17 protein-coding genes and 1 pseudogene are annotated in these 23,207 nt (G+C 41.0%); 11 read left to right on the top strand and 7 right to left on the bottom strand.

The annotated features are described in order from the left end of the window. Positions 1 to 273: 273 nt before the first annotated feature. Positions 274 to 783, top strand: coding sequence for a hypothetical protein (locus RMY00_RS35570; RefSeq protein ID WP_322652057.1), 510 nt, complete (start codon positions 274 to 276; stop codon positions 781 to 783). Positions 784 to 831: 48 nt separating this feature from the next. Then, complete coding sequence (locus RMY00_RS35565) at positions 832 to 1,719, top strand: hypothetical protein (RefSeq protein WP_322652056.1); 888 nt, start codon at positions 832 to 834, stop codon at positions 1,717 to 1,719. Between the two features lie 71 nt (positions 1,720 to 1,790). Here the strand turns inward: RMY00_RS35565 and RMY00_RS35560 are convergent, their stop codons facing one another. The 4 genes from RMY00_RS35560 to RMY00_RS35545 all read right to left on the bottom strand — a co-directional run bounded on the left by RMY00_RS35560 (position 1,791) and on the right by RMY00_RS35545 (position 5,816). After that, entirely contained in the window at positions 1,791 to 2,510 is a 720-nt protein-coding gene (locus RMY00_RS35560) for a hypothetical protein (protein WP_322652055.1), read from the bottom strand. A gap of 748 nt (positions 2,511 to 3,258) precedes the next feature. After that, on the bottom strand, positions 3,259 to 3,570 hold the full coding sequence (locus tag RMY00_RS35555; RefSeq protein ID WP_322652054.1) for an RNA-binding protein: 312 nt from the start codon (positions 3,568 to 3,570) through the stop codon (positions 3,259 to 3,261). A 396-nt stretch (positions 3,571 to 3,966) separates the two neighbouring features. Next, positions 3,967 to 4,827: a 3'(2'),5'-bisphosphate nucleotidase CysQ gene (locus tag RMY00_RS35550; RefSeq protein WP_322652053.1), complete on the bottom strand. Its 861-nt coding sequence runs from the start codon at positions 4,825 to 4,827 to the stop codon at positions 3,967 to 3,969. A gap of 95 nt (positions 4,828 to 4,922) precedes the next feature. After that, complete coding sequence (locus RMY00_RS35545) at positions 4,923 to 5,816, bottom strand: sugar kinase (protein ID WP_322652052.1); 894 nt, start codon at positions 5,814 to 5,816, stop codon at positions 4,923 to 4,925. 189 nt (positions 5,817 to 6,005) lie between these two features. Here RMY00_RS35545 and rsmI point away from each other — a divergent pair, with 189 nt between their 5' ends. The 4 genes from rsmI (at position 6,006) to RMY00_RS35525 (ending at position 13,026) form a co-directional block, all read left to right on the top strand. Further along, a complete protein-coding gene (gene rsmI / locus RMY00_RS35540) occupies positions 6,006 to 6,866 on the top strand; it encodes a 16S rRNA (cytidine(1402)-2'-O)-methyltransferase (RefSeq protein ID WP_322652051.1) in 861 nt (286 codons plus the stop codon). Positions 6,867 to 7,094: 228 nt separating this feature from the next. Beyond that, complete coding sequence (locus RMY00_RS35535) at positions 7,095 to 7,373, top strand: GlsB/YeaQ/YmgE family stress response membrane protein (RefSeq protein ID WP_118168004.1); 279 nt, start codon at positions 7,095 to 7,097, stop codon at positions 7,371 to 7,373. 58 nt (positions 7,374 to 7,431) lie between these two features. Then, a complete protein-coding gene (locus RMY00_RS35530; protein ID WP_322652050.1) occupies positions 7,432 to 8,358 on the top strand; it encodes a hypothetical protein in 927 nt (308 codons plus the stop codon). Between the two features lie 1,023 nt (positions 8,359 to 9,381). Next, entirely contained in the window at positions 9,382 to 13,026 is a 3,645-nt protein-coding gene (locus RMY00_RS35525; RefSeq protein ID WP_322652049.1) for a response regulator, read from the top strand. A 26-nt stretch (positions 13,027 to 13,052) separates the two neighbouring features. Here RMY00_RS35525 and RMY00_RS35520 read toward each other — a convergent pair whose 3' ends face one another. Together RMY00_RS35520 and RMY00_RS35515 are read right to left on the bottom strand one after the other, a co-directional pair. Beyond that, positions 13,053 to 13,748 carry a Uma2 family endonuclease gene (locus tag RMY00_RS35520; protein WP_322652048.1) on the bottom strand — a complete coding sequence of 232 codons (696 nt, stop codon included), beginning with the start codon at positions 13,746 to 13,748 and terminating at the stop codon, positions 13,053 to 13,055. A gap of 233 nt (positions 13,749 to 13,981) precedes the next feature. Beyond that, complete coding sequence (locus tag RMY00_RS35515) at positions 13,982 to 14,998, bottom strand: ribose-phosphate pyrophosphokinase (RefSeq protein ID WP_322652047.1); 1,017 nt, start codon at positions 14,996 to 14,998, stop codon at positions 13,982 to 13,984. Between the two features lie 847 nt (positions 14,999 to 15,845). On the opposite strand from RMY00_RS35515, the gene RMY00_RS35510 reads away from it, so the two are divergent. From RMY00_RS35510 to RMY00_RS35490, 5 genes are all read left to right on the top strand, one after another. After that, on the top strand, positions 15,846 to 17,603 hold the full coding sequence (locus RMY00_RS35510) for a serine/threonine-protein kinase (RefSeq protein ID WP_322652046.1): 1,758 nt from the start codon (positions 15,846 to 15,848) through the stop codon (positions 17,601 to 17,603). Next, positions 17,603 to 18,283: a dethiobiotin synthase gene (gene bioD / locus RMY00_RS35505; RefSeq protein ID WP_322652045.1), complete on the top strand. Its 681-nt coding sequence runs from the start codon at positions 17,603 to 17,605 to the stop codon at positions 18,281 to 18,283. The genes RMY00_RS35510 and bioD overlap by 1 nt, the downstream gene beginning before the upstream one ends. Before the next feature lie 97 nt (positions 18,284 to 18,380). Next, on the top strand, positions 18,381 to 19,283 hold the full coding sequence (locus RMY00_RS35500; RefSeq protein ID WP_322652044.1) for an undecaprenyl-diphosphate phosphatase: 903 nt from the start codon (positions 18,381 to 18,383) through the stop codon (positions 19,281 to 19,283). A 90-nt stretch (positions 19,284 to 19,373) separates the two neighbouring features. Then, positions 19,374 to 20,066, top strand: a complete 693-nt coding sequence (locus RMY00_RS35495; protein ID WP_322652043.1) for a DUF4337 domain-containing protein — start codon at positions 19,374 to 19,376, stop codon at positions 20,064 to 20,066. Positions 20,067 to 20,336: 270 nt separating this feature from the next. Next, on the top strand, positions 20,337 to 21,563 hold the full coding sequence (locus tag RMY00_RS35490; RefSeq protein WP_322652042.1) for a M20 family metallopeptidase: 1,227 nt from the start codon (positions 20,337 to 20,339) through the stop codon (positions 21,561 to 21,563). Positions 21,564 to 21,674: 111 nt separating this feature from the next. On the opposite strand, the pseudogene RMY00_RS35485 reads toward RMY00_RS35490, so the two are convergent. Next, positions 21,675 to 23,207: pseudogene (locus RMY00_RS35485) on the bottom strand (hypothetical protein); the annotation flags it as partial.

Genomic DNA, 23,207 nt, shown 5'->3' with positions numbered 1-23,207 from the left:
GCTGCTGGTGATGTTGCTCCTGTCGCTTTGAGCGCTCCTGCTATCAACGGTTAATCTAATCTGAGATACGCTATTCAGGCTTATCTAATCTATAAGTAAAAGACGCTCTCCTGAAAGGGAGGGCGTTTTTGCATTGGTTTAATCGGTACATTTTTTTGAAGTGCTATAGTTCAGAACTTAGGAAATAATTATCAAAAAGTAAATTTTACAGGTAATAATTGCTAGCAGCGCAGATAATTGCCTCAAAGCTCAACTATAAGGAGAAGCTAAGAAATGATTTTACACCGTGGGCGTAGGGTAGTGGCTGCTTTATTGCTCTCAGTTTTATTACTGACAACAGCCTGTAGTCCAAAAACACCTGGACGTTTTGACCAGGCACAAAAAGAAAGCACTCAACAAAAAAAGGGTCTTGCGGTTGCTAAAAATGCAACTCAGGGTAGCCAATTTAATAAATTTTTCCCTAATTCAGGCGGTGGCTACCAGCGCGTCTATAGCCAAGAGAAAAAAGGCTTTGCAGAAGCGAAGTTGAAAAAAGGCGGTAAAGATATAGCATTGCTGTCTATTTCTGATACCACTAGCACACCTGGCGCAGCAGCAAAATTCTCAAAGAGTACCAAAAAAATTGGCGGTTATCCCGCACTAGAAGTTGGTAAGACGCAAACTGCAATTTTGGTAGGTAATTACCAAGTAAAAGCACTTTCCCGCGATCCGTCATTTACAGCTAGCGATCGCGCAGATTGGCTAGAAAAGTTTAATCTTAATGGTCTGGCTAACCTGAAATGATTTGTACTATGAACATTCAGATAATAAAACCTAAATAAGGAGATTTTTGTGAGTAAATCGATTGTTGATTTGGTTGATCAATTGCCAACCGGTGGCTTGACCATTTCTATGTTGAATTCCCTCGATTTTGTTGCTCCTGGAGAGTGGCACAATACCGTCGGCTTTGTCAACACGATTAAGACTGTTACTGGCGAAGACGACGAAGATTTAATTCAGCAAATTGGTGAACGAGCAATTTATCTATTTAACGATAAATCCCAAGGATACCAAACAGCCTTGTGGTTATATCAAACCGTTGATGGTACAGATAAAGCACTTGGTACAGCAGCTTTAGCTAACAAAGTTGGCGAGAAAATTCCATTATTGGGTTTTTTAAACTCTGTTACTCCTAAACCTGATAAAGCCCAAACCATTGATTTGACATTGAAATTAGTCGCTGAGTTAGTAGCCTTTTGTCAAATTAACGGCATTCCCGGAGATAGTATTGGGGATTTTGTCGCCTCTTTAGGTGAGTATAGTGGTGAGTCGCTTATCCGCATGGTGGCATTAGTTTGCGTTGATGGTTTGATCCCTCTAGGCCCAGACTTCATTAGCAAAGCAATATCTGGGCTTAATCAAACAAATCCACAAGAATTAGAAAAAAACTCGACTTTCCAAAACATCAAAGATGTGATTCCAGGCAACAATGCTGGTAGTAAACTCAACTTTATCGGCGAAAGTTTTGACTCTGTTAAAGGTTGGATGAGTGGTATTGTCAGCGCGAATAATTTAACGCCACAAAAGGTTGTCCACAACTTGCAAAGCTTTGCCGATATTACCGATGACAAGTTAGACTACCTCGCGGCATTCCTAGATGTCGCAACAAATTATTATGAACATACCGGGACGCAAACTTTAGCACGTCGCTTGATTGAACGGGCGGTAGCTGAGATTTAGGTTGATTGAGAATAGGTTAGTAAGGGGACAAGGAGAATAACCCATCCCCTATACCCAATGCCCAATACCAATTAGGGTAAACGCAAATCTGCTGCGATCGCATATAAGTAAGGTTGAAAAATAGCCAAGTTTTCCAGTTTGTCAAATTTACCTGTTTGCGAACCTGGATCAAAGGCAGTGGTAATTACGTAAAGTTTATTGCCATCAAAGGCAACATGACCAATATGTTGCTCTTGGACTCCACCTTTTTGCTTAAGTCCGGCGAAACCATAGCGGATTCCTTGAAGCTTACCAACGGGTACTAGTTGAGGTGGGTAGGTTAAGAAAGTAATCTCTTTACCATATTCACCTTGACGGTCTTTGGCAAAAGCAGCGTAGTGTTCTACAACCCAAGCCTTGAGTGCTGCTAATACCTGGGTTTGGTATTTGGAACTTTGGTAGTCCACTTGGGAACCAGGTGGAATACCAACAGCTACGAGTTTCTTTTGGAAATCCTCGTTGTTTGCTAATGGGTAAATGTTAATCTCAACTGTACCCAAAAGTTCCTCTTTGGATGAGACACATAATAAAGGCGCATTTCCCTTACAAGGAGCAACTTGCCAATTCGTTGGAGCAGCAGTATTTCCTAAAATTTTCTGCCATATATTTCCCTCATTAGGGTTAGGAAGTTTCGCAACTGCGGGGGATTTTACTACTTTGGGTGCAGAAAATTGCGGAAGAACAAATTTTGCTCCCAGTGGTATTAACACCAGCAAAATAAGACCTAATAATAAATGATAAAGTCGTAACATTTTTTTTAAAATCCAGAGCCAAGGATTGCAGACTAACGATATCTACAATACTTTATGGATATACAGGAAGATACATTTATATTGTTGCAAGTTCCGCAAATGGAACTCAACAAACTATGGCTCTCTATTACTCTGAAAAATTGAAGAAGAATTCAGAAGTCAGAATTCAGGAGTCAGAATCAATGAGTGGGGGATTCAGACCCGCCACTCATTGTAGACCGCTAAATCTTTGATTTAGCGGGGGTCTTAAACCCACTTATTCATCCGCCAGTCACACAGAATTCAATTCTGAATTCTGGCTCCTGACTCCTGAATTCTGTTTGATAAAATATTTGTAGGTTAGGTTGAACAAAGTGAAATATAAGGAAAGCAATGATTCTTAGTATTAGGTTATCCTGCAAGAAGTCGTTTCTCTAAGAACGCGAACAGCATGTTGCAGACAGACGCTCTCGCGTTTGCGTCTACTCTCAACTAGTGAGAGTCATAGGTAGCCCTTTCAAGGTGCACGAAAATTTTAGTCTATAAATTCTTCTTGAACTTCTTTTCTGTGTGTCCTCAGCGCCTCTGCGGTTAATTAAATAATTTTTAAACCGCAGAGGCACAGAGAACCTTGAGAAAAACAATTTTATTTTACCAATCACCTTGAAAGGGCTAGAGTCATACGGTATAGCTATAAAATATTCCAGCAGAGTGGAGCCTTTGGCTTTATCTGCTGGAGACTGGAAATGTGAAATTTTTAGGAATCGACTTAGTAGCGATTATTGTTGCGGCGAGGACTAGCGCCACCCCAGTTACCACGAGAGGAACCGCTTCTTTCCTCACGAGGTTTAGCTTTGTTCACTTTCAAATCACGTCCCATCCACTCAGCACCATCAAGTGCATCAATGGCAGCTTGTTCTTGCGTGTCTGATTCCATTTCCACAAAAGCAAACCCACGCGGCCGACCTGTTTCCCGATCTGTGGGTAGTTGAACACGACTTACTGTTCCGTATTCTGCAAAAGCCTGCTTTAGGTCTTCTTCTGTAACCTGATAGGACAGGTTCCCGACGTAAATTGACATAGAAATCTCCGAATTCAGGGAGTGTAGATAGTTAAATTCGGAGAGACACTTTTTAGAAATCAAAACGAGTTACTCAACCGAAAATAATCTTTCATACACATGAGTCTAGCACAGCCTTCAGCCTTTGAATATCGTCTTATTGTGAATTTTATTCACAAATCAAACCTTAAGTTTAGGTTTGTAGACTTCTCCACTGACTGGCTTTTGTTGCTTGTATTATACAAGTTACACTTTTAACAGAAAATCGCAATCAACTAGCGATCGCCCTGGTATTTAGTGCTTTGAAAATTACGCTGTGGACTAAAAGTAAAGATTATTATTTGTATTGGGGTTAATCATATCATGATTAACTGTTTTAAAAGCAAATTAAAAAGTATTCATCCTGAAATGCCTCATTTAGCTATACTCAAACTGCGTTAAAATCCTTTCTGCTTCTTTACACAGCACCTCGTGATATTCGCCATTACTAGCCAGCAAACCTCCCCATTGATTGATATCACCGATGTTATATTGCAACGGGGTGCCGTCAAAGTGGGTAAATTTACCACCAGCTTCTGTTAAAATCAATTCTGGTGCTGCCATATCCCAATCTTTGGGTGCAGACTTGCCGGAAAGGGAAATGTAGATATCTGCCTGTTGCTCGACTATGGTGGCGATTTTGCAACCTACACTGCCTACAGATTTATGATTTTGACAAGGTAACTTTTGTAGTAAGTAATCCAAGCGTTGGTTGCGGTGAGAACGACTAACGACTAAAGTTAAATCCTCAATTCGTTTACCTGACGACACTTGTAAACCAACAGAACCATCACGAGTTTCGACAAATGTACCCCCGCCTTTGATAGCGTAATATAACTTTTTAGCCTCTGGGATTGCCACCACTGCCAAAACTGGGCGTGTTTCTTTGACTAAAGCAATATGAACTGCATAGTCTCCTGTTTTTTCGATAAAGTCTCGTGTGCCATCCAAAGGGTCAATTATCCATACCCAAGGTGGGGAGGGCTGTGCTATACCACTTGGAGATTGATAGGTTTCTTCGCTAATATAAGCAAAATCTTCATTACCCAAAGTTGCTTGTAGTCTCTGCAAAATGTATTGACTTACAGCTACATCGGCAACGGTAATAGGTTCATTTTGTTTATATTGCACATCTAAATTAGGATCTTTTGCAGTCCCGTGATAATACGATCGCAGTATATCTGCTGCACCCCAACCTATCTCACAAGCGATCGCTAATATTTCTTGTAAGTCTTTCATTAATTTGGCCTATCTAAAAATATGTATAACGTGATTAGAGACGCACAGCGATACTTAGTTTAACTAATTACGAATTACGAATTACGAATTACGAATTATCTTAAATCCATCCAGCGCCGAGTGCCAAAAAATTTACAAGAATCAGCAGCAATATTAGCCGCCAGTGCCAATGCATTAGTAAAGCTTTCTCTTAAAATGTAATTACAAAAAGCACCGTGAAAAATATCTCCAGCCCCTAATGTATCAACTGCTTGAATCTGCGGTACATGCACAATACCAGTTTTGGTGCAACTAAAGTATTCAATTGGTTTGTGTCCGTGGGTGATGGCGATGTGAGAAATGTCAAATTTGCCCAGGTAGGCAAAAACGTCTTCTCCAGTCTGGCAGTTAGGGGGATAAAAATTAGCCGAACAGATGGCGTAATTTACAAAAGGCAGAATTTGCTCAAATCCAGGCTTCCAACTTCCACCATCAATTACTACTGGGATATTCTTGACTTTAGCCATTTGGGCTATAGCATAACTAACCGCCATTTGATGTCCATCAATCAGTACTATATCGACATTTTGCAAAATATCTGGCGGGATAGATGCGCTATTGGCTTGAGTTTTGACAGCATTGATGGAAACTACAGCTCGTTCACCCGTAGTTTGGGTGACAATGATTGAGGAGACAGGCGGTACTAAATCAGTGGTAGGCTCAAGGTCTGCGATCGCAACTTTGTAATTTGCCAAATCACCCCGAATTAGCTGCGTCATGGGGTGAGAACCCACTACACCCAAGACTGTAGCCTGATTTCCTAAATGGCTGAAAGTCACAGCCGCGTTTGTAGCTGGCCCCCCTGCTGCCACAGTATAGTCAGTAGCGACAATCTTCTGATTATTCTTAGGGGCAGAGTTAGCAAGGTAAATCAAATCTAAGGTTACTAAACCTACAAATAACCCACGATCCGATTTTGGATTTTGGATTTTGGATTTTAGATTATCCATTTCTCATATATGTTCGTATAGGTGCATAAATTATTATTTTTACCTCTTGTACGTGATAAATCGCGTTTCTCTTGGACAGACGCGATGAATCGCGTCTCTCCCGTCTCTCCTGCACAAACGTGATGAATTGCGTCTCTACATAGCACAGACGCGATGAATCGCGTCTCTACAAACTTCTAACTTTTACTTATGCAAACCGATCCAAAACCAGGAACACTTTACGTTGTCGGCACACCAATTGGCAATCTGGAAGATATAACCTTTCGGGCGGTGCGAATTTTACAGACTGTAGATATTATTGCTGCGGAAGATACGCGTCACACGGGAAAATTATTACAGCATTTTCAAGTTAAGACTCCCCAGGTGAGTTATCACGAACACAATCGTACCAGCCGCATCCCAGAATTATTAGAGTATTTAGTTAACGATAAAGCGATCGCTCTGGTGAGTGATGCTGGAATGCCAGGAATTTCCGATCCTGGATATGAATTGGTGAAAGCCTGTATTGAGGCGGGAATAACAGTAGTTCCCATTCCTGGCGCTAGTGCAGCAATTACTGCATTAAGCGCATCTGGATTACCAACGGATCGGTTTGTCTTTGAAGGCTTTCTCCCAGCTAAAAGTCAACAGAGACAAGAATATTTAGAATCTCTGCAAACAGAATCTCGCACATTGATTTTCTACGAATCGCCGCACCGTTTGCGAGATACTTTACAAGACTTAGCTCTTGTTTGGGGAAGCGATCGCCAAATTGTGCTGGGACGGGAGCTAACTAAATTGTATGAAGAATTCTGGCGGGGGACAATTGCTGAGGCGAGCGCTTACTATAACCAACGAGAACCCCAAGGTGAATATACATTAGTAGTGGCAGGAATTCGGGACAGTCAGCCCCAACTGACAGAAGAGGAATTGAAAGCCGAATTGAAAGAGTTAATTAGTCAGGGAATATCGCGATCGCAAGCTAGCCGTCAGTTAGCAAAATTTACCTCCCTTCCTCGTCGCCAACTTTATCAACTAGCTCTTTCTATAGTCCTGACTCCTGAGTTGTGAGCAAAGCGATGCTCCCGACTCTAAGTTATGCACAACCATAATTAAGAGATTAAGAGGCAAATACTAACTTTATATATTCATCCTCGAAGACAAAGGAGTGAATATTCAAATGATATCTAAAGATTTTTGATATTAGTTCTCTAGATAGATCAGGAATTTTGCAGGAAAACTTTAATATGAATATAGTCAAAAGCAAACAAATAAGATTTTCAAAGAAGGAGAAATTCAATGGGAAACATTATTGCTTGGCTAGTTTTGGGTTTAATTGCAGGTGCGTTAGCTAAGTTATTTTATCCAGGAACCCAAGGTGGCGGTATTGTCTCCACCATCATATTAGGAATACTTGGAGCAGTAGTCGGCGGTTATTTAGGTCAAGTCTTGCTAGGCAGTGGTTCGGCAGCAGCCGCATCTGCTGGAGCATTCTCTCTTGGAAGCATTTTATTTGCTGTTCTTGGCGCTATGCTACTAATTTTCCTTTGGGGTTTACTGACTCGCCGAGCTGTGTAATTACCTCATATTAGCTAACACTCTTGGGAATTGCTTAAAGCTGCAATAAACCGATAAAATGACATTAGAAAAAGAGCGAACAACTATAGGAGTTTTCGCTAGGTGTTCCGATATACAGTTGGTAGTTCAGGAACTAAAAGCTTCTAATTTTCCCATGCACAAAGTTTCTATAATTGCACGGAATGTAGAAGAAAGCGATATTGCTAGTGTTGAAGTTAAAGATCGCACTGGCAATAATACATCCTCAGAAAGTGCTAAAGCGTTTACAGGTGCTGCTTTAGCTATTACTGGCTTATTAGTGGGTTTAATCCTTTGGGTAATTCCTGGTATAGGACGAGTCTTTATAACCGGAGCAGAAGTAACTGCGATCGCTGCCACTTTAACTGGTGGTACGAACAATGCAACTACAGGTGATTTGCATCATGTGCTACTAGGTTTAGGGATTCCTAAAGAACAAGGTCAAGGTTACATCGATTTAATTTCCAAAGGTTACCATTTGGTAATAGTAAACGGCATAGATATAGAGATTCGTCTTGCTAAAAGGATTTTTAATCGCCGTGATATTCAACAGTGGAGCATTTACGATCCATATTTGACTCCAAATAGTCGCTATAAAAATGCAGTTGGTGTTTTTTCTACGCGCCAAGACACAGAAAAAGCACTTACTGAACTAAAAATAGCTGGCTTTCCTATGGCTCAAGTGTCGGTGATTGCTAAAGATACAAATACACTGAATGGTATTACTGAGGTAGATATCAGCAGTTCCAAAGATCAATATACTACTTTGGGAATATCTGAGGATCTAGCTAGATATTATGAACGTCAAGTGACCCTTGGCAATTATTTATTAATGATAAATAGTACTGATATCTACATGGCAGGTGCAAGAGCTATTTTGGAAAATCACAAAATTGAAAAATTTTGCATCTATACCCCATCTGTAGTTAATGCAACTAGAAGCGATCGCCAGGTTATTAGTCAATAGGCTTGTGTTAATGTCTGATTGTTTTAAAAGGACTTTCTCTATAAACGTCCCTTAAACGTAAAGAGTGTACTGCTTTTACTATAAATTACATAATCACTTAAATGTAAGTTGCCTTCTACAACTTTATTTAAGCAAAGTTCGAGCAAAATAAATACAAATATAAAAACTCATCCTCAATTTATCTCCTTATTAATGAGAGGGAAGCCGGAAGCAGGGTAATGTTTACATTTAATGTGACCATTATAAATGTCATACCACTGTTTATGTTTAGTTTGTCTCTACCTATAAGGGATGATTAATTACGAGGCTTGAGTAGCATTACCAGAAATTTTATCAGCGTTTAAAGCTGTATTAAGCATTATCAAAAAATATTCAGCGAACATGAAGTTACTTAATATCATCAAATCAATTTTTACTAAAAAAGATTATCTTAAACTAAAATTTAAGCTTCAACAGTCTCATCTTGGGGTAAGATAATATCTGTTTCAAATCATAAAATTGGGCTTTCATAATTAATTATCCGCATTTCTGGCTCTGAACTCATTTCTATTTTTATGAGATATGACCAGTATTCAGAGTTAGGACAGTATTTTATTATGGTTCTCAATCCACCGATAAATTATATCTTTTGTCCTTTGCAAAATTTTGGTCTTGTGGTCAAGTACAGTATTCATAAAAATCACCATTCTTTAGTGGAACTCTATTATTTAATTTATAATATCATAACAGTATTTAATAATCTATCACAGGATTCAATTAAAAAAATTCTGGCTGTTCCTTTAGAAATAAGTTATACTATTTCAAAATATAATCTTAAACAAAATATCAAAATATTATAAAAATATATCTTTATGATAAAAGGGGTGACAAAATATCTTAATATGTAGATAAATAAAACGTAGTTAATATAATTTAAAGTTTGCAAATTAGACATATACAAAGTAAATTTATTAAATTTATATAGCTAAAACATAATCAGAATAGTGCCAAAAATATAAATTATTAGAATATCTGCCTGGAATAATGTTAAAAAGTTTGAAGATTGGAACCAAAATTGGAATTAGTTTTGCCCTGAGTTTGGCAACTCTGACCACTATTGGTTTAATCTCCTATCAAAGCACCAATGAGCTAATTGAAACTTCGGCAAAAGAAAGCCATACTTACCAGGTGTTGAGTCAGCTTGAAGACCTCAATTTGCAACTGACAAATGCTGAGACTGGGCAACGCGGTTACATTATTACTGGAGAACGACGCTATTTAGAACCTTATAACGCTGCTATTGAAGTACTGAATCAAAAAGTCAAGGAGCTTCAAAGATTAACAGCAGATAACCCTAACCAACAAAATCGGCTTGATACTTTGCAGCCATTACTAACTGAGAGAATGGCTGTAATGAAAGATGTCATTGAGCTACGGCAAAGCCAAGGCTTAGAAGCTTCTCAAAAAGCTGTCCTGACAGACCAGGGTAAGCAACTGATGGATAATATTCAGAAACTTATTCAGGCGATGAAAAATGAGGAGAATGCACTGCTGAAACAGCGCTCTGAAAAAGCAAAACTAGCTGGTCGGCAAACGATCGTCAGTATTGTATATAGTATTCCCTTATTTTCTTTAATCTTAGCTTTGATCGGATTTATCCTGACCAGAAATATCTCAGCACCGCTAAAGCAAATTTCTGATTTAGCAGAAAAAATGGCAGATGGGGATTTATTGGTGAGTTTACCAGATAGTGATCGCCAGGATGAAATTGGTGTATTGACACGTACCTTCAACCAGATGATCGTTAATCTGCGAAACACAAATCAAAAAAATGACGAGCAAAATTGGCTAAAGTCTAATTTAGCTGAATTTACCCAAATGCTCCAAGGGCATCGAAATTTAGAAACTGCCTCTCGCCTGATTTTGTCAAATTTAGCACCACTGGTTGGCGCATCGCAGGGCGTTTTTTATTTCATGGATTCAATAGACAAAGAGCCTGTACTGAAGCTATTGAGTAGTTATGCTTACAAAGAGCGAAAAAATCTAGCAAATCAGTTTCGTTTGGGTGAGGGATTAGTGGGACAGTGCGCCTTAGAAAAACAAAGAATCCTGCTAACAGAAGTTCCTAATGACTATATCCGTATCAGTTCCGGTTTGGGAGAAGCTTCACCGCTAAATATTATTGTTTTGCCTATACTGTTTGAGAGGCAGGTGAGTGCTGTAATTGAACTAGCATCCTTTGGGTCTTTCAGCGATCTGCATCTGACATTTTTAGAGCAATTGACTGAAATTCTGGGTGTATTTTTAAATAACATCGCCTCACAATTGCAAACTCAGCGACTACTTGAAGAGTCTGTTGCCTTAACAGAAGAACTGCAAAACCAGCAAGAAGAACTACAGCAGAGCAATCAACGCTTGGAAGAACAGGCGCAGGAGTTGGAGGAATCGCAATTTCTTGTCAAACAGTCTAACGAAGAATTACAGCAACTAAATGAGGAGTTAGAAGAAAAGGCAGAATTGTTAGAAGTTCAAAATCGAGAAGTTGCCCGCAAAAACCAGGAAGTTGAGCAGGCGAGGCAGTCTTTTGAAGAAAAAGCTGAACAACTGGCATTGTCTTCTAAATACAAGTCGGAATTTTTGGCGAATATGTCCCACGAGTTACGGACACCGCTAAATAGCCTGTTAATTTTAGCAAGACTACTAGCAGATAACTCTCTTAACAACTTGACCGACAAACAGGTAGAATACAGCCGGACTATTTACTCAGCTGGAACTGATTTGCTGGAATTAATCAATGACATTCTAGATTTGGCAAAAATTGAGTCGGGTACTATGTCGCTCGATATTGAGCAAATTGCTCTTGCAGATTTGGAGACATCTTTAGAGCAGACTTTCCGGCAAGTTGCCCACAATAAAGAACTCAGCTTTACTATTGAACGAGATGACAAGTTACCATCGACAATTTATAACGACTCCAAACGTCTGCAACAAGTGCTGAAAAATCTCCTTGCTAATGCCTTTAAGTTTACAGAACAAGGAGGCGTGAAGTTACAAATTGGCACAGCAACTAAAGCAGACGAAGTTGATAATCCCATGATTGCTTTTGCAGTTAGCGACACGGGTATAGGCATTCCAGAGGAAAAGCAAAAGATTATTTTTGAGGCATTTCAGCAGGCAGATGGCACAACCAGCCGCAAGTACGGGGGAACAGGCTTGGGCTTGTCCATTAGCCGCGAACTGTCTCAACTGTTGGGCGGAAGAATTGAAATACTCAGCCAACCAGGTCAGGGAAGCACCTTCACCCTCTACTTGCCAAGGCGACATGAAGGGAAGGGTAAAAATACCCTCGCTCCATCACCTTCTGGGCCAATCAGTTCTATGCGTGCGGCATCGCTCATCAAAGAAGTGCCAATGGTCGAAAACAAACTCACAACTGTAGATATCTCTCCATCGTCAAAAGTTCTTGTCAGCTTACCCAACGATATCCCAGATGACCGCGAAATCATTCAACCGGGCGATCGCATTTTGCTAATTATCGAAGATGATGATAAATTTGCCCGCATCTTATTAGATATGGCCCGTGAGCAGGGCTTTAAAACTATTGTTGCCTTACAGAGCAAACAAGGTTTAGCACTAGCGCAACAGTTTAAGCCCGATGCAATTATGCTAGATATCCACATGCCAGAAATGGATGGGTGGACGGTACTAGATCGTCTGAAACATAAGCCAGACACGAGACACATACCAGTACATATACTTTCTGTTGATGAAAGACAGCAACGGGGATTACAGTTAGGAGCGATTACCTATCTACAAAAACCCGTTTCTCCAGAAGCGTTAACTCAGGTCTTAACTGAGATTAAAGGCTTTATTGAGCGTCAGGTAAAAAATCTCTTAATTGTAGAAGATGACCCCGTACAAGCCCAAAGTATTATCGAACTAATTGGTAATGGCGATGTTCATAGTACAGCAGTGGGTACGGGGGCAGAAGCCCTCTCGATTTTGCGATCGCATCACTTTGATTGTATGGTACTCGATCTTGGTCTGCCTGATATGAGCGGCTTTACACTAATTGAGGAAATAAAGCAAGAATCTAGGCTTTTGAAACTGCCGATTATTGTTTACACCGGCAAAGAACTCAGCCGACAAGAAGAAACCCAACTGCGGGGACTAGCAGAGACTATTATTATTAAAAATGTGCGATCGCCAGAGCGGTTGTTAGATGAAACTGCCCTGTTTTTGCATCGGGTACAAGCCAATTTGCCTCCACCAAAGCGGCAAATATTAGAGCAACTACACCAAAATGATCCGGTACTGGCGAATCGGACAATTTTGATTGTAGATGATGACCTAAGAAATATTTTTGCCCTCACCAGCTTTTTAGAAAGCTATCAAATGCAAGTGCTGTTTGCCGAAAACGGCAGAGATGGCATAGAAAAATTGCAAACTAATCCTGAGATTAATATAGTTTTGATGGACATCATGATGCCGGAAATGGATGGTTACGAAACCACCCGCGCCATCCGCCAGCAACACCAGTTTCGTTCATTACCAATAATTGCTTTAACTGCTAAAGCCATGCCAGGCGATCGCGAAAAGTGCATAGAGGCTGGAGCCTCTGACTACATTACCAAACCTGTAGATACTGAGCAACTGCTTTCGCTACTCCGAGTTTGGCTGTATCGGTAAGGAGTCATCTTTTTTATCAGCCTTTTCTAAGAGGGCTTTTCCATATTCTCATTCAACTTTTGCATAAATTCTTGATGTTCAGTGGCAGCTAAACCTGCTTGTAATACAGATAATACTGTTGCCATTTCTCCTGAGAGTAAGGCAACTACCGACAACCACAACCCTGGAAACACCTGACTGCGAATAATTCCCCGCTCATCGGTTGGTAGCGAAACATACTCATCTGCTTGCAGCCTAAACCAATCCAACTGATTATCTAATGTTCGCCAGACAATATACTCCTGTACTCCATTTCGTCGATAGGAGCGTTTTTTATCATGTAAATCGATGGCTGCACTGCTTGCTGCCACTTCAATCACCAGTTCGGGTGCGCCTTGGATATAATCATCCTCACTAATCAATGCTTGTCTACCTGGAATAAATAGTACCGCGTCAGGCTGTGGTTCATTATCAGCATCTAAACGCACTGTGGGTTCAATTCCCATAACAACGCCAGGTGTTGCAGTTTTATAGTTCCACAACCACCCGATCAGGTCTGCATGTGGTTCGCCATGACTTTTAATTCTCAGTGGCGATGCCATGATATACACAACTCCTTCAACCAGTTCAGCTTTTCTTAAATGCGGCATTGCTTGATAGCGACGCTCAAATTCGTAGCGAGATAAGCGATCGCCATTTTCCAGAGGTAAAACTGAAATTACTTTTTTAGGAGTTGTAACCATCCTTTTATCCTGTTTAGCTAAATTGTCCAAACTGAATCAAACTATTCTAATTTGGCAGTGCTGCATCCATTTTACTACTGCATATAGCGAGCCATTTTTGTTGGATTATTTAGTTTTCAAGATTCAAGTTCTTATAGAAAGACAGTAATAACTAAAAGCCCACACTGCATCCGATCAAGAGAACAGTGTGGGTAATTTATGCCTGTAATACGAATGATAGTCTGTGTATCTGGCTAGCGGAACATACTACTGACTGAAGTATCTTCATGAATCCGCCAAATAGTTTCTCCTAAGAGATTAGCTACTGATAGCACCACTAGCTGGGGAAAACGATTGTTTTCTGGTATAGGAATTGTATTTGTAACAATCACTTCCTCAAACAAGCCACTAGACAAACGCTCCATCGCTGGTGGAGAAAATACTGCATGAGTTGCACAAGCGTATACTTGACGCGCCCCTTCTTCACGCAGTAATCGCGCTCCTTCTGCGATCGTCCCTCCAGTGTCGATCATGTCATCCACCAACACTGCCGTTTTGCCTTTAACATCGCCGATGATATTTAACACTTCGGCAACATTATGTGCCTGACGACGTTTGTCAATAATTGCTAGTGGGGCATCATTGAGTTTTTTGGCAAATGCTCTGGCTCGCGCTACACCGCCAACATCAGGGGAAACAACCACAAGGTCGGGCAGTTCTTTGCTTGCTAGATAATCCAGCAATACTGGTGAACCGTAAACATGGTCAAAGGGGATATCAAAATAGCCTTGAATTTGAGCCGAGTGCAAATCCATTGCTAGAACACGGTTAGCACCTGCTTCGGTGATTAAGTTAGCAACTAGCTTGGCAGTTATTGACTCTCTTCCTGCCGTTTTGCGATCGGCACGGGCATAGCCATAATAAGGAATTACTGCCGTTACCTGTCGCGCAGAAGCTCGACGACAGGCATCAACCATAATCAATAATTCCATTAAATGATCGTTCACGGGTTGACAACATGGCTGGATTAAATAGACATCACAACCCCGAATCGATTCTTGGATTTGAATGTAAAGTTCTCCATCCGCAAATCTTTTGCGAATCATTGGCCCCAAGTCCATGCCTACATAACGAGCAACTTCTTGAGACAGTTGTATATTGGCAGAGCCAGAAAACAGCCGCAGGCGATGATTATCAGTCAGTCCTGTTGCAGATGGTTGCACTTTAAAAGTTGCAGAACTGAGCACAGCAGATCCTCTATGTGCATTCATAGCAATATTATCATTAAAGATTTAATAGGTTTAACCGAGAAATCGCCTAAAAAAACATTTGTAAGTTTTATTGAATCTTCCATACAAAATTTAAACATTTTTCCATAAAATTATCATTCGCTAACTGTCTAATTTTTTTGGCAAGCAAACTATTGATAGCTTAACGGACATTTTGTCCATCCACTAGGTCTATAGTTCAAATTTTTGGGTTAAGGTAAACATTGGTGTAGTAGATTTTTCTAACTACCTCATTAATGGCTAACACTAAAGTATTACAACTTAAGTGATATTGAAGCTTGTTCTCATACAGTATAGCACCTCCGTCTAAGTACTACAAGTGTATCTTATTGTTCGTACCTTACGTATTGACAAAAACAGCACTTACATTAGTCAGTAATTTTATTTGGCCATCCTAGATTATTTAGATACTACGGTGCTTTCTAAGCCTGAATGGATGTGATTTTGGGAATGAATTAAGGAAGGAGACTATTGATAAAAATTTTGCAGGAAAAATTGAAAATTTAACAAATCGTGCGGATACGGTTTTGATAGTAGTTAATCGTGAACATCTATTTCCCAAAGGATTGATTGAAAAAGAGATGAGCAATTTGTATAACCTGGATTCTCAAGTTAATTTTGCATATTTCAAAATCTCTCGTTTTCACAAGAAGTAAATTGAATTGAGAATTGAAGGCTGTTAAATAGACTACAAAATAACCTAGCTCTGGTAGGGTTTCCCTATTGGGTATAGTAGAATATTGCCGCAGGTAACTGTCCGTCGCCTCTTGGACTTAAATCTTTGTGGGTGACTTCCTCCTCAGCTGCTACTACACTCAATCATTCGATCATGCAACCACCCCTTACAGTTGGCACTGTCTTGCAAAACCGTTATCGCATAATTCAAATTCTCGGACAAGGAGGATTTGGTAGAACCTATCTGGCAGAAGACCAGAGGCGCTTTAACGAACTTTGCGCGATCAAGGAATTGATTTCAACAGCAACGGAGGCTTTGGCTTGGGAAAAGGCACAAGAGCTTTTTCACCGAGAAGCTGCTATTTTATATCAAATTGAACACCCACAAGTCCCGAAATTTCGGGAAAGGTTTGAGCAAGACCAACGTTTATTTTTGGTAGAGGACTACGTTGCAGGTCAAACTTACCAAGCTCTGCTGGCTGAACGTCAAGCTGTGGGTCAAACCTTCACAGAGGCTGAAGTATTGCAATTGATAAAGTTGTTGCTGCCTGTTTTAGAGCATATTCACAGTCGAGGGATTATTCACCGAGATATCTCGCCAGAAAATATTATTTTGCGAGATAGTGACGCTAAACCTGTGTTAATTGACTTTGGGGTGGTAAAAGAACTAGCAACTCGTTTACGATCGCCTCTTAGTGCAATGCCACAAACCACTGTGGGAAAATTAGGCTACTCTCCTAGTGAACAAATGCAAACAGGGGGAGCTTATCCCAGTAGTGATTTGTATGCATTAGCAGTGACAGCAATTGTTTTGCTGACTGGTAAAGAACCAAGGGAGCTATTTGACGAAAACCAATTAACTTGGAATTGGCAGCGATGGGTAACAGTTAGTCCGCGATTTGCTATGGTGTTGAATCGAATGTTGAATCATATACCGAGCGATCGCTATCAAAGTGCTGCTAGTGTATCTCAAGCACTACAATCTTTAGAACAGCAAGTCAGCCTTCCTTCTTTGAATACGTCTAACTTGCAAACAATCGCTGTTGGTCGCCGTCCTGATTCAGTACCACCAGCAGCTTCGCCTAAGAAACAACCCGATCCTGTGATTCCACCAAGTTCCACTAGTTCAGTCTTGGATAATCCGTTAGCGATCGCAGCGATTGGCATTGCTGTAGTAATCATAGCCGGATTTGGTTCTTGGGCTTTAGTAAGTTCCATCCGCAGTCAGTCAAAATCATCAACCGAGACGCTTCCACAAAATTTTCCTTCACCTGTTATTTCTGGCGGTACTACATTCACATCCACACCCACCCCTGAGCAACCTATTATATCTAGTAGGCGGCTCAATCCTAAAGCATCTAACCCAACCACAGTTACAGATACTCTCAAAACAAATCAAATCATCCGATATACTTTCTTTGGAAAGGAAGGTGACAATTTAACTGCATTTATTGACCCAGGAAGCAGCGTTTTGCTAACAGTCTTCAGTCCTAATCAACAACCAATTGATCAAAATGTTCAACAAGTAACATCATATAAAGGCACGTTGCTGGTTACTGGTAGATATACTATTGAGTTAACACTAGTTCCAGGAGTTGCCGAAAGCAATTACAGCCTGACTGTTGCATTAGAAACATTAGCCAAACCAACACCGATACAAACACCTACCCCAATTCCAACAGAGATACCTACCCCCATTTTTACAGAAACACCTACCCCAATTCCGACAGAGACACCCTTCCCAATACCTACACAAACACCTAACCCAGTTCCAACAGAGATACCCACGCCAATTTTTACACAAACACCCTTCCCAATTCCGACAGAGACACCTACGCCAATTCCGACCACTGGTGAAACACCAATTCCGCCAGTTGATGGAACACAACCATTTTCTGGCCAAAGAAATTAATGTTAAACACACTACTAATTACTGGAACTGATACCGAAGCTGGTAAAACTGTTTTAACAACAGCATTAGCAGCCTATCGGCAAAAATATTATCCGCAGCGTAGCTGGGGAATCATGAAACCGATTCAATCGGGGATTGGCGATCGCGAGTGGTATCAAAAGCTATTTACACTAGAACAATCTTCAGAAGAAATTACACCTTTGTATTTTCAAGCACCTCTGGCTCCCCCCATCGCAGCAGCACGAGAAAATCGCCAAATAGATTTAGCAGTAGTTTGGCAAGCTTTATCTAAATTGCGATCGCAACGTGATTTTGTGCTTATAGAAGCCTTGGGTGGATTAGGTTCGCCTATAACTGAGGAATTAACCGTAGCCGATTTAGCCGGAGAATGGCGTTTACCAACGGTATTGGTAGTGCCAGTGAGATTAGGTGCTATCTCTCAAGCAGTGGCGAACGTAGCATTAGCTAGACAAGCGCGGATTAATCTTAAAGGCATTGTGCTGAACTGCGTACAAAGACGAACTGATGCAGAAATAGCCGAGTGGACACCACCCCAATTGATTCAATCACTCACTAACATACCAGTTTTAGGCTGCTTACCTTACTTAGATAGCCTGACTAATTTAGATAAACTTGCTCAAGTAGCATCAAATTTAAATTTAGAAATGCTGGAATTTTAAGTGTCATTCAAGTGGCATATCTTAGTCATAGAAACGTCATTAGCATAAGTTAATTTGTCGGTGTTTGATTAAAAGTAAATTATTTACGCCTGACATCATGATGCTTTCTTTTGCGGTGGCGAGTGCAATCTGTGACAAAGGTAGTGAAGTGAATCTAGACTTTGCTAACCTTAGCTGGATTGACGTGATTATTTTAGGCATCGTTCAGGGAATTACAGAACTATTACCAATTAGCAGTACTGCTCATTTGCGGATAGTGCCAACTCTACTAGGACTCAAAGATCCGGGATCTGCTTTTTCAGCAGCCATGCAATTAGCTAGCTTGACTGCTGTTTTAGTCTATTTTTGGCAAGACTTAAAAAAATTAACCGGAGAGACAGTTAGAGCAATTAGCGGACAAGATTATCAATCTAGTTCTTTGCAACTGATGTTAGGTTTATTGGTAGGAACCTTGCCTATTGCTGTGGCTGGTGTGCTACTCAAACCAATTCTTAACGCCTGCAACTCACCGATACGAGGGTTAGTAGTTATTGGTGTGGCTTCAATTATTATGTCAGGATTGCTGGCGATCGCAGAAAAACGCAAAGGACGCGATCGCACTTTCGATAAACTCACCCTCTGGGATGGCATTTGGGTAGGAGTTGCTCAAGCTTTTGCCCTGATACCTGGCGTTTCTCGCTCTGGTTCCACCCTCACTGCTGGGTTATTTTTGGGTATGGAACGGGAGACATCAGCCCGATTTTCTTTTTTGTTGGGCTTACCAGCTGTGATTTTGGCGGGTGCTGTAGAACTGCACACTCTTAGCAAAGCAGGACTAAGTGCAGCTGGTTGGTTGACTTTATTGGTAGGCTTAATCTCTGCCAGTATTTCCGCCTTTCTTGCAATTTGGGGACTTCTACGCTACCTAGAAAAACACAGTACCTTGATTTTTATTTTCTACCGCTTGGCGATGGGTGTATTTTTGATAGTTGCGGTGATGGCTGGTTGGTTGCAGAATTGACTTCAACTAATATATGGTTAAAACTCTACCTATAAAAGGGTAGAGTTTTCTGAATTCTGTTTTATCTTTAAATAAAATTAGTATAACGATATGGATATAAACCCAATCGACCTGGTTGAAGATGAAAACGATGAACCCGAAACCTCAGCTAACCGCGAAAAACGCAAAAGTCGTCTAAATAGTGCTGTTGCAATTACAGTTGCATTGCTCGCAACTTTTATAGGCATCTGCAAAGTCAAAGACGATAATCTGGTTCAGGCAATGCAGCAAGCTCAAGCAAATAAAATTGACGATTGGGCGTTATATCAGGCTCGTAATATTCGTGAAGAAATAGCCAAATCAAATGTGGTGCAACTGAAATTGCAATCTATTTCTCAACCTTCTGCTGTGAGGGCTGACTATGAAAAACAGATTGCCGCTTATCAACTGATTGCTGATAAAGAAGAGCAGAAAAAGCAGGAACAGAAGCTAGTCGCCGAAAAAGATCAAACAACCTATGACCAGCTTAATTACCATGATGACCAGTTTGATTTAGCTGATGCCTCCTTATCGCTTTCTGTCTCTTTATTTGCCATTACATCTCTATCTCAGAAAAGATGGTTGTTCTACGCGGCCTTAGTTCCAACTATATTTGGCTTGATTATGGGGTTATCAGGATTATTGAACTGGCAACTACACCCCGATGCTTTGACCAAATTACTATCCGAAAATTTCTTAGAAAAACCAGCTAAAAACAAAATAGTGCTTTCCATTTGCACTTTTCCAAATCCTAAAGTGTTTTAACTTGTAGTCTACGAAACTGATTATTAGTGTAGGCGTAGCCCAACCTCAGCATCGCTTTACAAAGAAAAACTTTTTGGTTTACTGATTAAGAAGATTTTAATGGTGATTAGACATCTGGTAGAAATTAAATAGGCATTACCCAGAATCCTTGTAGAGACGAAGCACTGCTACATTTCTACATTCTTTTTTGGAGATGTCTATTCTTCCCATTCCCTACGATAAACTGAGAAAATAAGCTTGCCTTAGCTGTACTTAAACTAGTTTGTCATAATGGTTTCTACCTTTCCCAATTCTTCTTCTGTTGATTTATCTCGCATCCGACTAGCGATCCGTTCATTGCAACCACAATTGGTAGAGTGGCGGCGGCGATTGCATCAACAACCAGAGTTGGGTTTTCAAGAAAAACTGACGGCTGAGTTTGTCTCACAAAAACTCCAAGAATGGAGAATTGAGCATCAAACTGGCATTGCCCAAACTGGCATTGTTGCCACCATCAAAGGTAATCAACCCCCCACTCCCCAAGTTTTAGCGATTCGGGCAGATATGGATGCTTTGCCAATTCAAGAACTCAACGAAGTACCGTACAAATCGCAGCATGATGGAGTGATGCACGCTTGTGGACATGATGGACATACTGCGATCGCATTAGGTACAGCTTATTATCTCCAGCAGCATCGCCAAGACTTCTCCGGTACAGTAAAAATTATCTTCCAACCAGCCGAAGAATCACCAGGAGGCGCAAAGCCGATGATTGAAGCTGGAGTGCTAAAAAATCCTGATGTTGACGCGATTATTGGTTTGCACTTATGGAATAATTTGCCCTTGGGAACAGTGGGTGTACGGGCTGGAGCGTTGATGGCAGCTGTAGAGTCTTTTAATTGCACAATTTTGGGCAAAGGTGGACACGGCGCACTACCCCATCAAACGGTGGATTCTGTTGTAGTTGCTGCTCAAATCGTAAATGCCTTGCAAACCATTGTCGCCCGGAATGTCAATCCCCTTGATTCAGCTGTGGTGACAGTGGGCGAACTTCATGCTGGAACTAAGGGAAATGTGATTGCTGATACAGCGAGAATGAGTGCCACTGTCAGGTATTTTAATCCTAGTTTGAAAGGCTTTTTTAAACAGCGTGTGGAGCAGATTATTGCTGGAATTTGTCAAAGTCATGGTGCTAGTTATGACTTAGAGTACTGGTCACTTTATCCACCAGTCATTAATGATATGAAGATGGCAGAATTGGTGCGAACTGTAGCAGAAGAAGTGGTAGAAACCCCGTTGGGTATTGTGCCAGAATGCCAAACTATGGCTGCTGAAGATATGTCATTTTTCTTGCAAGAGGTTCCTGGTTGCTATTTCTTTTTAGGTTCTGCGAATCCAGAGAAAGATTTAGCGTATCCCCATCATCATCCCCGGTTTGATTTTGATGAAACGGCGTTGGGAATGGGTGTGGAGATATTTGTTAGATGCGTTGAGAAGTTTTTTAGGAATAAGAATTAAATAAAATACAATTTATGTTGGCTATTTCATTCTCATCCAGCCCGCCTCAGAATTTATTCTGAGGCTAATAGCAGAGGAGAACATTGAAACCATCACCCAGTTTTGGACGAACTATGCTTGCAACACAAAATCTGATGCGGTGAGAGTTGGCGCATCAGTTAGAGTTGCAAATAGACCACCACTGCCAAAACCAGGCGTGCAACCATTTTGATTGTAGAACAACTGCCCACTCACAGAATCGTAGATAATTTTTGCCGTGCTAGTCGCCACAGAAGAAGTTATTTTAAAATCATTGGTGTTACTAAAACCTGTTCCCGTGGCAGAAGTAATTGCATTAAAGGTAGTCTTATCCAGGATAATCTTGTCACCTTGGGAGTGGTTAAAGTCACTAATGGTATCTACACCAACAGCAGAACTAACAAAGAGAGCATTGGTATTGTAAAAGAACTTGTCAGCACCTGCACCGCCGATGAGGGTATCATTACCAGCACCACCGATGAGAACATCATTGCCAGTGCCACCCCGCAACAGGTCATCGCCACTCAAGCCATTGATAATGTCGTCACCCCCTTGACCATTAATCACATCATTGGAGTTGTCAAAACCCGTGATGTTGTTGCTTAAGTCATTAAGGAAGGTGACAGTGTTTCTGTTGAAAATGCTAGTTTGAGTGGAGTTTGCATTAATCACATCAAAGCTATCAGTAATCCTAGTTTGCCCATCAAACAAAATATTGCCAGTCGCTGGTTTTGAAGAAATTACTGGCAGGTTATCCAGGTTTTCTAAGAGGAAGTTTTGCAAAGTGACTTTGGTATTAGCTACATTTTCAAAAGTGACTTCTAAGTTGTTGCTTTTTTGAGTGAGTTGCAGATTTTGGGCAGTTAAGCCCGAACCGATAAATTGCAGTGTATCAACATTGGCAATTACTGCTGATGATGGGTTGTAGCCCTGACCTACGCCAGCAAAATCAGTGATAATGTCATTGCGATCGCTAGAGTGAAAAACAAACTTATCTTGACCACCGTTGCCTGTTAGGGTATCGTTAGCAGCTAACCCATTGATGTTGTTGCTAGGTCTGCCAAAGAAAGTATCTGCACCAAGAGTTCCAGTTAGCTTACCAGGGGTGTCGCCACTGCCGATGTTCTTCCCTCCAAATATTACATAGCTTTGCCCAGCACCAGAGATGTCGTTGCGGGAGGCAAGAGGTGCGCCAATAATCACGTCGTCAATGCCATCAGCGTTGATGTCCCCTGCATTGCTGACTGAGATGTTTGTAGATCCAATGCCGTTAATTAAAAGGCCATTAGTGCCATTCAAATCAGAGAGGTTGAGGCTGCCGCCACTGCCGATGTTCTTCCCCCCAAATATTACATAGCTTTGCCCAGTCCCTGATGCCGCAATAATCAGGTCGTCAATGCCATCAGCGTTGATGTCCCCTGCATTGCTGACTGAGTAGCCTGAATTGTCACCTGCTGCAATGCCGTTAATTAAAAGGCCATTAGTGCCATTCAAATCAGAGAGGTTGAGACTGCCGCCACTGCCGATGTTCTTCCCCCCAAATATTACATAGCTTTGCCCAGCAAGAGAGTTGCCGTTGGGGGAGGCATATAGTGCCCCAATAATCAGGTCGTCAATGCCATCAGC

Source organism: Nostoc sp. ChiVER01 (assembly GCF_034531155.1).
Taxonomy (GTDB): Bacteria; Cyanobacteriota; Cyanobacteriia; order Cyanobacteriales; family Nostocaceae; genus Nostoc.
Note: the sequence above shows the minus strand (reverse complement) of the source record. Positions and strands in the feature narration are given on the sequence as shown.

What these genes read in the sequence shown, in the direction of transcription:
- RMY00_RS35570 (WP_322652057.1), top strand. Translation starts at nt 274, where the DNA reads ATGATTTTACACCGTGGGCGTAGGGTAGTGGCTGCTTTATTGCTCTCA.
- RMY00_RS35560 (WP_322652055.1), bottom strand. Translation starts at nt 2,510, where the DNA reads ATGTTACGACTTTATCATTTATTATTAGGTCTTATTTTGCTGGTGTTA.
- RMY00_RS35555 (WP_322652054.1), bottom strand. Translation starts at nt 3,570, where the DNA reads ATGTCAATTTACGTCGGGAACCTGTCCTATCAGGTTACAGAAGAAGAC.
- RMY00_RS35550 (WP_322652053.1), bottom strand. Translation starts at nt 4,827, where the DNA reads ATGAAAGACTTACAAGAAATATTAGCGATCGCTTGTGAGATAGGTTGG.
- RMY00_RS35545 (WP_322652052.1), bottom strand. Translation starts at nt 5,816, where the DNA reads ATGGATAATCTAAAATCCAAAATCCAAAATCCAAAATCGGATCGTGGG.
- rsmI (WP_322652051.1), top strand. Translation starts at nt 6,006, where the DNA reads ATGCAAACCGATCCAAAACCAGGAACACTTTACGTTGTCGGCACACCA.
- RMY00_RS35535 (WP_118168004.1), top strand. Translation starts at nt 7,095, where the DNA reads ATGGGAAACATTATTGCTTGGCTAGTTTTGGGTTTAATTGCAGGTGCG.
- RMY00_RS35530 (WP_322652050.1), top strand. Translation starts at nt 7,432, where the DNA reads ATGACATTAGAAAAAGAGCGAACAACTATAGGAGTTTTCGCTAGGTGT.
- RMY00_RS35525 (WP_322652049.1), top strand. Translation starts at nt 9,382, where the DNA reads ATGTTAAAAAGTTTGAAGATTGGAACCAAAATTGGAATTAGTTTTGCC.
- RMY00_RS35520 (WP_322652048.1), bottom strand. Translation starts at nt 13,748, where the DNA reads ATGGTTACAACTCCTAAAAAAGTAATTTCAGTTTTACCTCTGGAAAAT.
- RMY00_RS35515 (WP_322652047.1), bottom strand. Translation starts at nt 14,998, where the DNA reads ATGAATGCACATAGAGGATCTGCTGTGCTCAGTTCTGCAACTTTTAAA.
- RMY00_RS35510 (WP_322652046.1), top strand. Translation starts at nt 15,846, where the DNA reads ATGCAACCACCCCTTACAGTTGGCACTGTCTTGCAAAACCGTTATCGC.
- bioD (WP_322652045.1), top strand. Translation starts at nt 17,603, where the DNA reads ATGTTAAACACACTACTAATTACTGGAACTGATACCGAAGCTGGTAAA.
- RMY00_RS35500 (WP_322652044.1), top strand. Translation starts at nt 18,381, where the DNA reads ATGATGCTTTCTTTTGCGGTGGCGAGTGCAATCTGTGACAAAGGTAGT.
- RMY00_RS35495 (WP_322652043.1), top strand. Translation starts at nt 19,374, where the DNA reads ATGGATATAAACCCAATCGACCTGGTTGAAGATGAAAACGATGAACCC.
- RMY00_RS35490 (WP_322652042.1), top strand. Translation starts at nt 20,337, where the DNA reads ATGGTTTCTACCTTTCCCAATTCTTCTTCTGTTGATTTATCTCGCATC.